Source organism: Aliamphritea hakodatensis (assembly GCF_024347195.1).
Classification (GTDB): Bacteria; Pseudomonadota; Gammaproteobacteria; order Pseudomonadales; family Balneatricaceae; genus Amphritea; species Amphritea hakodatensis.
Genome location: NZ_AP025281.1, coordinates 770,966 through 782,781 on the forward strand (window position 1 = coordinate 770,966; position 11,816 = coordinate 782,781).

Below are 11,816 nucleotides of genomic sequence, written 5' to 3' on the forward strand. Positions count from 1 at the left end.
TTATTCCGCCGCCTCGACCCGTAACCCTGAAATGGCGTTGGGCAGTTGGGTGACAAGAATATTATCGCCTTCCTGTAAGTTGCTGGCAGTTATCAGGATACCGGCCTGGCCGTTCACAGAGGTATCGCCGATTCTCTGAACTTTCAGGGCTTCAAGACGGCCGTCAGTAATTCTGTAAATACGGCTGGTGCCATACAGCGCCTGTGGCGGAATGATCAGGCTGCGGGCAACCGGCGGCAGTGTCAGGGTCATCGCCAGCGAGCGTCCCGGTTCAAGTATCTGATCTTGCTGAGTGACGCTGAACAGCGCATCGACCCCCGGGCGGGTGGCGTTGGCCTCAGCGGCGATCCGGTCCAGCGTGAGAGGAATATTCTTGCCGTTTAGCTGGCCGGTTGCAGGAATGCCTGGCTGTTGTGCCAATTGGCTGCGGATTTCGTTCAGGTACTGATTTGGCAACTGTGCTCTTATTTCCAGATCTTTATCGCTGTACATGCTGAGTATCTGGTCACCGCCACGGACCCGGTCTCCGGGGGCCGCGTCCAACCGTGTAATGCGGCCATCAAAGGGGGCTTTTATTTCGCTGCGTTCCACATCCAGTGCTGCGCTGGCCTGCAGGGCTTTCGCCTGTAACAGCTGAGCGTTCAGTTGCGCCAGCCGGTTTGGATGGTCTGCAATTGCCTGACGCCGGTTATTCAGTGACAGGGCCTGTTGCTGGCGGGTGCGGCGCGCATCGTCCAGCTGGTTCTGGCTGGCGACCTGCTGGCTGCTGAGGTTCTGGTACCGGTCCAGCGTACGCTGGCTGATGGTCAGCAATTCCTGTTCGATCTTCAGGGCCTTCTGATCGGCAGCGTAACGGACATCTTCGGCGCCGATCTGCGCTTCAATACGTTGCACCTCTGCATTGCGCTGATCCAGCAGCAGACGTGCATCCCTGTCATCCAGCTTTACCAGTACCTGACCCTGGGTTACCCGGTTCCCTTCGGCAACCAGACGCTGGCTGACGTAGGCTGTCAGCGGGGCTGTCAGATTACTGCTGAGTGGGGACTCAACCTTGCCGAATAAGGTGAGCTCGGGCTGCCCCGGGGAAAACTCAGCCTGCTGCACTTTTACCCGCCAGATTTTTTCTTTAACCGGTTTAGCCGGTACCGCCGCTTTGTTGCTGTTGAGGTAAAGCAGACTGCCAACGCCCAGGACGATAAATATAATTGGCAACAGAAATTTGGCCAGCGGGGAGGGTCTGCGGGTTGTTGGCATGTTGGCTCGGTTCTTTAGTTGTCAAAAGTGATCTACTCTTTGAATCATAATACATTCCTGGGGAATGAAGACAGATATCCCCCGTTGTGTTTACATTACTTTACACAGCCCGGGGAGAATTTAACGGCCATACCGGCTAAGACCGTTAGGATGGAATCTGATGCGCACACATTATTTAACCTTACAGCACGGTGCTGAATACCGTATGGCATATCATGAATGGGGAGAGGCGGATAATCCCCGGGTACTGGTGTGCGTGCACGGGCTGGCCCGAAACGGACGGGACTTTGATTTCATTGCTGAACAGCTGAGCAGTGAGTACCGGGTGATTTGCCCTGATGTAGTTGGCCGGGGGGTAAGCGACTGGTTACCGGCGGATCTGGAGTACGATATGCCGCTGTATGTGGAAGATATGCAAGCTTTACTGCGGCATTTACAGCTTACAGAGGTTGATTGGCTGGGCACTTCCATGGGGGGAATAATCGGGATGTTACTGGCGTCGATGCCAGATACCCCCGTTCAGCGTCTGATACTGAATGATGTGGGCTGCCGGATTCCGGCAGCGGCGCTGCAACGGATTGCGATATACATGGGTGACCAAGGATTTGATTCACTGGCGGCGGTGGAGAAGTATATGCGCAACACTTACCGGGCTTTTCATGATTTGGAAGACCGGCAGTGGCAGCATCTTGCCGAATGCGGACACCGGGCAGATGAGTCCGGCCGGCTGCATCTGCATTATGATCCCCGGATCGCAGGGCGGCTGAAAGCCAGCCAGCATGAGGATATTGATCTGATGCCGTTCTGGTCCCGGGTGCGTTGTCCGCAGTTACTGATCTGGGGGGAAGACTCTGACTTGCTGGAGGCCAGTACTGTCGACCTTATGCAACAGGCGAATCCGCAGTTAGCGGTGCTGAAAATAGCCGCGACCGGACATGCGCCGGCGCTGATGATGCCGGCGCAGGTTCAGCCGGTCTGTAATTGGTTATTAAATGGGTAACAGGGTTGTTGAAGCGACACTGTGAACCACTTTCGTGATAGTACGGTTGCTGCTGCCGGCAACCAGACTGGCCATCATGTCCTGCAGGGCAATCATCTTGCCGAAAATGCGTTCAAAGCTTAGATTCTTAACACCCTGCGGGCTGACGCCGTTACTGAGCAGAAATAATTCGCCGTTTTCATGCTTAAGGCTGTTTAGCCGCCAGGCGATGGTTTCAAGGTTACGGGCGCTGTTGTAGAGCTTTTGATGGTCCAGTTCGTCCAGCAGAAAGAACTCATCCTTGTAATTATATGAGGCGTCCAGCATGCCGATCATGCCGGCCATCAGCGCATATACCCGGTCCCCCTGATAGTCTTCGGCAAAGGCAAGGGGTACTGCGTCGATGCCGTCCAGATTATTCATTGCAGTGAGTCGCTGTGTACTGTTGCGGTTAAACATCAGGTCAACGCGGGCTGTGATGTCGGCAGTGCCTGCTTTCATCAGTTCCCGGGGGTTACGTTTGTAGAGTTTGTTGGCGAGCTCACGGTTAAGACGTTTCAACTCGGTAATGTGAGCGTCGGTAACTGTATCAATATCGGTTTTTGCCAGTTGGCTGATTTTAAAACCACTGTTATTGGTTGCGCAGCCGCTGACCAGCAGGCTGCTGATCAGGAGTAACAGGCTCAAAAAATGTGTATAACTGCGCATGATAAATCCGTATTCCTTTAGGGGGCGTCTTTCAGCAAACGGAAGCGGGGCTGCGGACCGACTGTGTCGGAACCTGCTGGTGAGTCGAATGCAATCCCACCGCTTACCAGAGTATCCAGCGTGCTGGTTTCGATTTCCAGCCCGCTGAACAGGCCAAAGTCTGCACTGATACCACTGAGATTCCAGAAGCGGCTGTCGGTTTTCACCAGCTTGCTGTATTTAGGCTGGATATTGGCATAAATTTCAACGCTTTGCAGGTCATTACCCAGTTCAAAACCGGTTATCTGACCCACTTTGAGACCCCGGTAATAAACCGGGCTGCCGGTTTCGACAGAATCCAGGGCCGGTGAGGTCAGGGTGATGTTCAGGCCTGGCAGGCTGACGGCCGGGGCATTATCAATACCGTTAAACTGCGTTTTACGGGGGGCTTTCAGGTTGTTTCCTGCGCTGGCGACGATGTAGTTCCCACTGAGTAACGCTTCAGGATTCTTGATGCCACTGAGGGATATCTGGCTGCTGGCAACCCAGAAACGGCTGCCTTCACGGGCCAGGAATTCAGCCTGCTGGTCAATAATTACACGGGCTTCAATACGTCCGCTGGCGTCAAGTAACCGGACGGTATCCACCCGGCCCATTTTGAGCCCCTGAAAGCGCAGTTCAGCGCCGGGCTCCAGCGTATTACCGGCCGGGAAGCTGATCCGGACAGCCAGCGCATCGTGCAGACCTTCCTGTTTGTTCGGGTGCAGGGTGAAGCGTTGATTAAACTTTGCTGCTTTGCCTTTTCCGGGCTTGTTATCAAAGGCAATGCCGCCGCGTACGATGGTGTCTATAGACTCCGTTTGCAGGGTCAGCCCGGAAAGATCAAGCTTGGCGTGAATACCACTGGCATTCCAGAAGCGGCTCTTACCGGTTACCAGGTGACGGTAAGCCTTATCGATCAGTACCTGTACTTCAACACTCTGTCCGTCTTCGCCTAACCGGTAACCGTGTACCTTACCGACGGGCAGCTGCCGGTAAAGTACCGGTGAGCCCGCTTTGACTGAGCCGAGCTGTTCGCTGACCAGACGGATCTGCAGTTTGCCCGCCTGATTACTGTAAATCAGTTTGCCCTGCTGGCTGGCGGTATCAAAATCTTTGTACAGATGGAATTGCTGGTTCGGGGTCGCCTGCTGTTTATCTTTGATGTCAGGGGTGAAGAAGCTGATACCGCCCTTGATGACCGAGGTCAGTGAGCCGGTATCGAGTTTAACGCCATCCAGTCCGGCAGCTACCTGAACACCGCTGATATTCCAGAAACGGCTGTTGGATTTCAGTAATTGCGAATGCTCTTTGGCAATAGTGGCGTGGATCAGGACTTTCTTACCCTGTTCGATCAGTTCGTAGCCGCGGACTTCTCCCACGGGTACCTGCCGGTAGAGCACCGGTGAACCGAAGTCCAGCGAGCCAAGCTGATCGGCGATGATCTGTATATCCAGTCCGGGAATGCCCGGACGCTTTGCCGGAGGCGTGTTCAGGGCAATGAAGCGGAACAGGGGAATACCGGGGCCGGGCTGCAGCTGGATAGCATTGCCGTCGAACAGCTGGCCGATCTGGGTGATGTCAAAATCAGGCTTTGGCAACCAGAACTGACTGCCGGCACGCAGAAGTGGTTTGGCCCGGGGGTCGATCAGCAGGTGGGCTGTCTGAGTGGTCAGGTCATCGTTATATTCCAGTTTCTGTATCCGGCCGATAACAATCTCCTGGCTGACCACCTTCGTTCCTTCGGATAAAGGAGTACGGGCAGGAAACTTAACGGTCACGGAAACACCGTCTTCAGCCGCTTCATAGTCACTGTAAAGGGGCAGTATTTTTTCAGGATTCAGTTCACCGCCATCCGCCGGGGTATAGAAACTGATGCCGCCGGCAACAATGGAGGCCAGCGAATCAAACTTAATGTCCAGTTTGGGTAAATCGGCTTTGATGCTGATACCGCTGGCGTTCCAGAAGCGGGTGCCACCGTTGATCAGTTGGCTGTATTTGCTATCGACATAAAGGTCAATCAGTACCTGTTGCCTGGTTTTACCGAGTTTAACGTCGATGACTTCACCCACTTCGATATCCCGGTAAAACAGTTTGGAACCACGGTATACCGACGCCGCTGAATCACTGTTCAGGGTCAGGTACAGACCCGGTTTGTCTTTGCTGGAGGGTGGCGGTTCGCTGTCGGCGACGAATTCACGATGGTCTTCTCCGTCACCGGGCTGAATGCCGATGTAGTAACCGGAAAGCAGCGTCTCCAGCCCTCGGACACCGCTGAGGGATACCTGGGGTTTGACCAGCCAGAAGCGGGTGTTTTCATGCAGCAGGGGTTCGGCTTCACTGGCCATTTCAATAATCGCAGTGACGCCCTTCAGATCCTCATTCAGACGAAGCTGTTTAATCGTGCCGCTGGGCAGGCCGCGAAACAGGACCTTGGTCTTTTCTGCTTCCAGTCCTTCAGCTGATTCAAATTGCACCTCAATGGTGATGCCTGCGTCCTGATAACTTTGCCAGGCAAGCCAGGCGGCAATCAGCGCTGCAACCAGTGGCAGTATCCAGACAAACGATGGGCCGCGGTGCTGCTTTATGACGGCGTCAGTCGCAGAGGTGTTATCAGGTGTCATGATGTCGGGTATCCGTAGGTGCGTATTTATCCCAAATTAAACGGGTATCAAAGTTAAGAGCGGAAAGCATTGTCAGAATCACCACCGCAGCAAATGCCGTGGCTCCGTGTCCCGGGGAAATGCTCGCAAGGCTTCCCAGCTGAACCAGCGCGACCAGTACAGCGATTACAAATATATCCAGCATAGACCAGCGGCCGACCCATTCGACACCGCGATAGAGCCAGGTTTTCTGGCGGGCGCTGGTACGCCAGTGGAATTTAAGGCTGAGTAACAGGGTCAGCATGCCAAGAATTTTCAGGCAGGGAATGATAATACTGGCGATGAGAACCACCAGGCCGATGCCCCAGAATCCGCCGCTGAATAATTCGATAATGCCGCCCATAATGGTGCTTGGCGCGCCACTGCCAAAACTTTTGAAAGTCATAATTGGCAGCAGGTTCGCCGGGAAGAAGCAAATAACAGAGGCGAGCAGAAAAGCCCAGCTGCGCTGCAGGGTGTGTTCCATACGGCTGTGCAGCGGGGTTTCGCAAACATGGCACTGTTTGTCTTGCTGATCAAGTGTATGCAACGTGTGACAGTGACGGCACAGCAGATAGCCCTCCTGACGTGCAGATTTATAACCCCGGGTGCTCATGACTTAGCCTGTCGGGTGTCGCGGCGTTGTCTGAAAACCTGCCAGGCATGCTGAATATCGAACAGGTTGTTGGTCAGGCAGGTGGTGAATATAAGCGCTGCCAGACAATAGAGTCCAAGCCCGGGTTCAAGGTTAGCAATATCCTTCAGTTTGATGACGGCAATAAGGGTGCCGATCATATATATTTCCAGCATGCCCCAGCCGTGCAGCGTGTGATAAAAATTAAGACTCTGGCGCAGGTAATGGCCGTTAATCCGGAACTGCAAACAGGCAGTGATATAAGTCAGCAGCAGGATCTGAACACCCGGCACCAGTACCGCAAAAATAAGTACCACAGCGGCAACTATGGCTAAGCCGCCGTCATATAAGGATAATACGCTTTGTAAAATGGTTTCACTTTGTTGCTGACCGAAAATGCTCAGGCTTAAAATTGGCAACAGGTTTGCCGGTAAAAACAGGATTAAACTGGTGATCGCCAGTGCAAGCCCCCGTTCAATAGGGTTCAGCCGGGCATGAAACAGCTTTGCATGACAACGGGGACAGTTCAGTGACTGGCCTTTTTTCAGGCGGGTTCGGGCGATGAGCAGATCGCAGTCATGGCAGGCGGTAAATGAATGGGCTGGTGTTTTCATCATGTTATAGCATAGGACCGGTAAGCGGGCAGTGAAACAGTCAGGCGGTTAACCGGCAGTTAACACTTAATTATTAGCATAATTTATTGGATGGCAGATGAATACAAACTTATTGCCCTGTGTTGAAGTTGAACCGCTGAAACAGGCTGATGCGACCGTTATCTGGCTGCATGGGCTGGGGGCTGACGGCCATGATTTTGCCGGTATAGTTCCGGCGCTGAATTTACCGGATGATGCCGCAGTCAGGTTTATTTTTCCCCATGCGCCAGAACGGCCGGTGACCGTGAATAACGGTTGGGTAATGCGTGCCTGGTATGACATTCTGGAAATGAATATCAGCCGAAAAGTTGATACGGATTCTTTACTGGAATCTTCCGGTCAGGTCAGTGCGCTGATCCGCCGGGAAACTGAACGGGGAATTTTACCTGAACGCATTGTACTGGCGGGCTTCTCTCAGGGCGGTGCTGTTGCGTATCAGGCGGGGCTGGCTTATCCACAGCGTCTGGCAGGCATTCTGGCGCTGTCGACCTATGTACCCTGTGAACAAAGTTTGCGTGCCTCAGTGAATCTCAGTCACCCTGACTTGCCGGTGATGATTGCCCATGGTTCGCGGGATGATGTTGTACCCCCGCAGTTAGGTGAGTCAGCAAGGGAATTATTAACAGCGTTAGGTTATACACCGCAGTGGCGAACCTATCCGATTGATCACAGTGTCAGTGCTGAAGAAGTTGAAATGATTTCAGACTGGCTGAAAAGTATTTTAAATATAGAGGCTTAGGGCCGTACCGGAAGTTATCCTAAAATGAATATTACTGAAAACTGTTATGTTGAGTTTCATTACGCGCTGTTTAATGAAGAAAAAGAAGTGATTGATGGCTCAAGAGATGCCGGGCCTTTACCTTACGTTCATGGTCAGGGAAATATAATCCCGGGGCTTGAGCAGGCACTGGCTGGTCATCAGGCGGGTGATAAGTTTACGGCGACCATTGAGCCTGCTCAGGGATACGGTGACCGGGATGAGGCGAAAGTTACAATTGTGGATAAAGCATCGTTTGATGCGTTCCCAAGCATCGAAGAAGGTATGTTTTGCCAGATCGGTGATGATCCTTCCCATCCTCAACTGGTAACTATTGTTGCCATTGATGAAGAGGAAGGTGAAGTAACCATTGATGCTAACCATCCGTTTGCCGGACAATCTCTTAATTTTGAAATAGAAGTAATGGTGGTTCGGGAAGCAACAGATGCCGAGTTAACAGACGGTGTGGTTGCTCAGTAATCACTGATGTAAATTTGCGAGGAATATTACAATGCGTTTGATACTGGCTTTATTACTGCCCTGGTTTCAGTTTTTTACGATTGGCCGGCCGATAGCAGGCATTATCTGCCTGATTTTACAGATTACGCTGATTGGCTGGATTCCTGCGGCAATCTGGTCGGTGTATGCACTGAGCCAGTATAAGACGGATAAGAAAATCGAAGAGGCGATGAACAGAGACAACTGAATCAGACAGCAGCCTGGCTGCTGAGATCATCGCTGTATCCACAGGGTGCCTGTTCAGGCGCCCTTTTTTATGCCCGCGATTTCAGATCTGTGATTGCGGCATCAGGTCAGACTTTTTCCTGCCATTTCAGGTCGCCGATCTGTACGTTTAGCCATTCAAAGCCAATTCGTCGTGCAACGGCGGCGGCTCCGTCAAGGCTTTTGAACTCTCGCTCACCTTTTGAACGCTGCAAATTGAGTGTCAGCACTTCGTTTTGTTTGGTGATGAATTTCAGGGTCCAGCCACGGGCCATTGAAACTGGCGCGGCCTGACAAGATTCAAAAACACCTGCCTTAAAAAGAAGTTTGATTTCTCTTTCTTGCATTGTCTTTATACCTTTATGATTGATCAAAATAATATTAAGTTAAGTATATATCTTTTAATGATCTATTGAAAATAAATATGGATATTTTTATTCGTATAAGTGATTGTTTTTAAAGGGAAAAATAAAAAATAATCTTAGTGTTTGTAAGTGAGAGATTTGTTTGTATAACTCGTTGTAAATAAAGGGGTTTTTACAGATGGTGTGAAAACAAAATTATCAATGATTAATTTGTCTTTAATAGATTTAGGTAATTCATAAATAAGAATATGTGATGTCAAAATTAAATAATGAATTATTGCTGGTTAGTTTCGCTTTCTTGGGCGCCTGACAGGGCTACAGCGCGCCGGCGTGGTGTTTTTTGGCATTCAGAGTGAAATAACTGAACGGCTGAAGGCAGGGGGCTGGAAGTGTCTGGTAAAAGGGGGCGGGCAGGTAAGAGGAGCCGGCTGTCTGTAACAGACGGAATGCAGACTGTTACAGGCTGACAACGTTCTGCCCGTGTTCAGATATGCGTCAGAGGAGAGAAAAAACTGAATTCAGTCCAGGCGGTCGGCGATCATTGCTTCGATCGTGGCTAACTGGGTTTGCAGGGCGGCCAGGCTGCTGTCCGATTCGTCGGTGGTCGGCGATATCTTGATCATATCCAGTAAATCAAGCAGGAAGGCCTGTTCATTCATTTGCCGGAGCTGTTCTGGGGTCCAGTGTTTTATTATTTGCGCCATGGTGTGCCTCAATTTACAGCGGCTGTCCGGATCAGGATCCGCCAGCGGTATTACGTCGCACGGTTGCAGCCAGCAACCCGGTGCTCCCTTAAGTTATGGGCTACAAAAGCCGTTTTTGCAAATTTGCATCCGCCCCACTCTGAATCTGCTTTCGATGCAGATATTGAGTTATATCAATATTCGCTAATACAAATGGGCGTACCATGGCCTCAATGATTAACAGAGCTGATTGGGGTGATCGTATGTTTGGTATTGATCCTTATGTTTTCGAGACTTTATGGCCAAGCCTGCTGGGTATTGTCGGTATGACGTCTGTCATGACCTGGGGTGCATTTAAAGTACGTAAACTGATTAACGAAGATGTTAAGAAGTAACTGAGTTTCACTTCTGCGGTTTTTACAGAGACCGTCGTATAAACGCCGTAGCTGAGTCATCAGGTACGGCGTTTCTGTTTCCGGCCTTTAAAAATTCTGTCGTCATCAGCTTTCGTACTGACGCAAATTGATTCCAATTCCTGTTATTGTTCTGGCAGACTTAAACTTTAGTATGAATGAGCTCCCGGTAGTGGCCAGTCTGCAGGAATCAGTATGCCCAGATCTGAACAGCAAAATTTAACGGCCGGCCCCGATGGTTTCAGTGCCTGGTCACCGGGGCTGGAGTCTGAACTCCCCAAATATCTTTCAGATCAGGAAACCATTTTTCTGCCCGGTAATGTTCTGAGTGATTACCGCGATGTCATGGAATGGATTGATCAGACCGGCATGTCTGCCGGCGATCTGGTTGCGTTTCGTGCTGAACGGCTGGCCCTGCATGAGCTGATTGTTCGGGTAACTGCGGATCTGAGGGTAATGGAAGGCGAAACCGATGAAGCGCTGGGCATTAATTTCCGGGTGATTGTAAATGATATTTTTGAGCATTTTATTCGCCCGCAGATGCCCGCTATTTCGGCAGATTTCAACCGGCTACAGACTGATGTGGAACACCGTGCCAGGGCTATTTTAGCCCGGCAGTTAAATTCCGTAACAGGCCCTGTGGAAGAAAAGGTTTCAGGTTGGCGTCGCTGGTTGCCGGGGGGAAGCCGTCAGCGCAGGAAGCCGGTCCGGCAGCCGGTTTTGGAATCAGCACTGGAGCGTGATTACCGGGTAATCAATGATTTCAAACAGGCCGGCCTTGCCAGTGATGACCGTTTTACCCGAGCCGTCTACCGGAGTCTTTATCAGGTGCTCAGTGGTGTTGCCGGGAGGCGGGGCTATCTGGGAACCGATCTGGATAATCTCAGTTTGCTGGTGACCCGTCATGTGATGAACAGTTATGGCAGTCGCCGTGTGGGGGAGTGGATAATGCCCTGCATTGAGGCGGCGGTGTGCAGTCGCGGCTATCTGAAAGTTGAAAAAGTGGCTGAGCCTCTGCTGATCAGCCTTAAAGGTGCTTCCGCTGCCGGCAAAAGCTCTTTACGGCCGATGTTGCAGACCATTCTGCGGGCAAAGGGTATTAAACCCGGAAGCTATGCAACGGTCAGCCCGGATATATGGCGCCGTTTGCTGCTCGATTACGAGGAGTTGGGGGAGGCGTATAAATATGCCGGGCGCTTTACCAGTAATGAAGTGAATGTCATTGATGCCAAGTTTGATCATTATGTGCGGCGACAGGCGGATCAGCAGGCTTCAATTTCTCATTTGCTGGTTGACCGTTTCCGCTTTGACAGCTTTTCCAGTGAAAAAGTATCCAGAATTCTTCATGATACCTACGCAAAGTATGTACACACCCTGCAGATGTATTTTGTCATAACCCCACCGGAAGCAACCGTTGAGCGGGGATGGGAGCGGGGCTTGCAACGTGGTCGTTACAAATCAGTGGAAGATTTTCTGGGGCACAGTGTTGAGGCATATGCAGGTATGCCGAAAATTTTCTGTAAGTGGCTGGCTTACGACCGGCCTTTATTCCGTTATGAATTCCTGGATAACAGTGTCCCGAAAGGGGAATTCCCCCTGCCGGTTGCTACCGGCACGCAGAAAAGCATGCGTATATACCGGCCACTGGGGCTGGTGGATATTCAGCGTTATCAGAAGATTAATATTTATGCGACCAGTCCGGATGAAGTGTACCCGGAGGGTGCTTCGCTGGATGTTGCGGATAATTGTCAGTTTTTGCTGGAATGTTTGCGGCGTATTCCTGTGGTGGCCTTTGTTGATCCGGCGTCAGATATTGTCTATCTGGAGTGTCATCAGAATGAATTCAGGATCATGGATGAGCGCATGTACCGGCGGCTTCTTGAGGATGCCGACCTGGCCGCAGTATTTGGGCAGATAACCTCCCGCTGACCTCCCCGGATTGTAAGCTTAGTGTGATCGGTTATGAGTTATAGCTAAATCTTACTTG

13 protein-coding genes are annotated in these 11,816 nt (G+C 51.4%); 6 read left to right on the forward strand and 7 right to left on the reverse strand.

The window, feature by feature from the left end; translation table 11 throughout:
• Positions 1–1,254, reverse strand: coding sequence for an efflux RND transporter periplasmic adaptor subunit (locus PCI15_RS03480; protein ID WP_271272979.1), 1,254 nt, complete (start codon positions 1,252–1,254; stop codon positions 1–3).
• 160 nt (positions 1,255–1,414) lie between these two features.
• Between PCI15_RS03480 and PCI15_RS03485 the strand changes: the two genes are divergently transcribed.
• Entirely contained in the window at positions 1,415–2,254 is an 840-nt protein-coding gene (locus PCI15_RS03485; RefSeq protein ID WP_271272980.1) for an alpha/beta fold hydrolase, read from the forward strand.
• Here the strand turns inward: PCI15_RS03485 and PCI15_RS03490 are convergent.
• The 4 genes from PCI15_RS03490 to PCI15_RS03505 are packed head-to-tail and all read right to left on the reverse strand — an operon-like array spanning position 2,243 to position 6,852.
• The gene (locus PCI15_RS03490) at positions 2,243–2,941 is read right to left on the reverse strand and encodes a hypothetical protein (RefSeq protein ID WP_271272981.1); all 699 of its coding nucleotides are present in this window, start codon (positions 2,939–2,941) and stop codon (positions 2,243–2,245) included. The two genes, PCI15_RS03485 and PCI15_RS03490, sit on opposite strands and share 12 nt — an antisense overlap.
• Positions 2,942–2,958: 17 nt before the next feature.
• Entirely contained in the window at positions 2,959–5,583 is a 2,625-nt protein-coding gene (locus PCI15_RS03495) for a PqiB family protein (RefSeq protein ID WP_271272982.1), read from the reverse strand.
• Entirely contained in the window at positions 5,573–6,217 is a 645-nt protein-coding gene (locus tag PCI15_RS03500; RefSeq protein WP_271272983.1) for a paraquat-inducible protein A, read from the reverse strand. Before PCI15_RS03500 ends, PCI15_RS03495 begins: the two co-directional genes overlap by 11 nt.
• Positions 6,214–6,852, reverse strand: a complete 639-nt coding sequence (locus tag PCI15_RS03505) for a paraquat-inducible protein A (RefSeq protein WP_271272984.1) — start codon at positions 6,850–6,852, stop codon at positions 6,214–6,216. Before PCI15_RS03505 ends, PCI15_RS03500 begins: the two co-directional genes overlap by 4 nt.
• A gap of 94 nt (positions 6,853–6,946) precedes the next feature.
• On the opposite strand from PCI15_RS03505, the gene PCI15_RS03510 reads away from it, so the two are divergent.
• Genes PCI15_RS03510 through PCI15_RS03520 form a run of 3 tightly spaced genes read left to right on the forward strand, consistent with a single transcriptional unit; the run spans position 6,947 to position 8,351 of the window.
• Complete coding sequence (locus PCI15_RS03510) at positions 6,947–7,627, forward strand: alpha/beta hydrolase (RefSeq protein WP_271272985.1); 681 nt, start codon at positions 6,947–6,949, stop codon at positions 7,625–7,627.
• 24 nt (positions 7,628–7,651) lie between these two features.
• On the forward strand, positions 7,652–8,125 hold the full coding sequence (locus tag PCI15_RS03515) for an FKBP-type peptidyl-prolyl cis-trans isomerase (RefSeq protein WP_271272986.1): 474 nt from the start codon (positions 7,652–7,654) through the stop codon (positions 8,123–8,125).
• Positions 8,126–8,156: 31 nt separating this feature from the next.
• The gene (locus tag PCI15_RS03520; RefSeq protein ID WP_271272987.1) at positions 8,157–8,351 is read left to right on the forward strand and encodes a YqaE/Pmp3 family membrane protein; all 195 of its coding nucleotides are present in this window, start codon (positions 8,157–8,159) and stop codon (positions 8,349–8,351) included.
• A gap of 106 nt (positions 8,352–8,457) precedes the next feature.
• Here PCI15_RS03520 and PCI15_RS03525 read toward each other — a convergent pair whose 3' ends face one another.
• Complete coding sequence (locus PCI15_RS03525) at positions 8,458–8,715, reverse strand: hypothetical protein (protein ID WP_271272988.1); 258 nt, start codon at positions 8,713–8,715, stop codon at positions 8,458–8,460.
• Between the two features lie 536 nt (positions 8,716–9,251).
• Positions 9,252–9,437 carry a hypothetical protein gene (locus PCI15_RS03530; protein ID WP_271272989.1) on the reverse strand — a complete coding sequence of 62 codons (186 nt, stop codon included), beginning with the start codon at positions 9,435–9,437 and terminating at the stop codon, positions 9,252–9,254.
• Between the two features lie 242 nt (positions 9,438–9,679).
• On the opposite strand from PCI15_RS03530, the gene PCI15_RS03535 reads away from it, so the two are divergent.
• The gene (locus tag PCI15_RS03535; protein ID WP_271272990.1) at positions 9,680–9,811 is read left to right on the forward strand and encodes a hypothetical protein; all 132 of its coding nucleotides are present in this window, start codon (positions 9,680–9,682) and stop codon (positions 9,809–9,811) included.
• Between the two features lie 213 nt (positions 9,812–10,024).
• Positions 10,025–11,758, forward strand: coding sequence for a DEAD/DEAH box helicase family protein (locus PCI15_RS03540; RefSeq protein WP_271272991.1), 1,734 nt, complete (start codon positions 10,025–10,027; stop codon positions 11,756–11,758).
• The last annotated feature ends 58 nt before the right edge of the window (positions 11,759–11,816 follow it).

Bases quoted from the DNA above. Each gene is read 5' to 3' on its own strand.
- PCI15_RS03535 (WP_271272990.1), top strand. From the start codon at position 9,680: ATGTTTGGTATTGATCCTTATGTTTTCGAGACTTTATGGCCAAGCCTG.
- PCI15_RS03480 (WP_271272979.1), bottom strand. From the start codon at position 1,254: ATGCCAACAACCCGCAGACCCTCCCCGCTGGCCAAATTTCTGTTGCCA.
- PCI15_RS03495 (WP_271272982.1), bottom strand. From the start codon at position 5,583: ATGACACCTGATAACACCTCTGCGACTGACGCCGTCATAAAGCAGCAC.
- PCI15_RS03525 (WP_271272988.1), bottom strand. From the start codon at position 8,715: ATGCAAGAAAGAGAAATCAAACTTCTTTTTAAGGCAGGTGTTTTTGAA.
- PCI15_RS03485 (WP_271272980.1), top strand. From the start codon at position 1,415: ATGCGCACACATTATTTAACCTTACAGCACGGTGCTGAATACCGTATG.
- PCI15_RS03505 (WP_271272984.1), bottom strand. From the start codon at position 6,852: ATGATGAAAACACCAGCCCATTCATTTACCGCCTGCCATGACTGCGAT.
- PCI15_RS03540 (WP_271272991.1), top strand. From the start codon at position 10,025: ATGCCCAGATCTGAACAGCAAAATTTAACGGCCGGCCCCGATGGTTTC.
- PCI15_RS03515 (WP_271272986.1), top strand. From the start codon at position 7,652: ATGAATATTACTGAAAACTGTTATGTTGAGTTTCATTACGCGCTGTTT.
- PCI15_RS03510 (WP_271272985.1), top strand. From the start codon at position 6,947: ATGAATACAAACTTATTGCCCTGTGTTGAAGTTGAACCGCTGAAACAG.
- PCI15_RS03530 (WP_271272989.1), bottom strand. From the start codon at position 9,437: ATGGCGCAAATAATAAAACACTGGACCCCAGAACAGCTCCGGCAAATG.
- PCI15_RS03520 (WP_271272987.1), top strand. From the start codon at position 8,157: ATGCGTTTGATACTGGCTTTATTACTGCCCTGGTTTCAGTTTTTTACG.
- PCI15_RS03500 (WP_271272983.1), bottom strand. From the start codon at position 6,217: ATGAGCACCCGGGGTTATAAATCTGCACGTCAGGAGGGCTATCTGCTG.
- PCI15_RS03490 (WP_271272981.1), bottom strand. From the start codon at position 2,941: ATGCGCAGTTATACACATTTTTTGAGCCTGTTACTCCTGATCAGCAGC.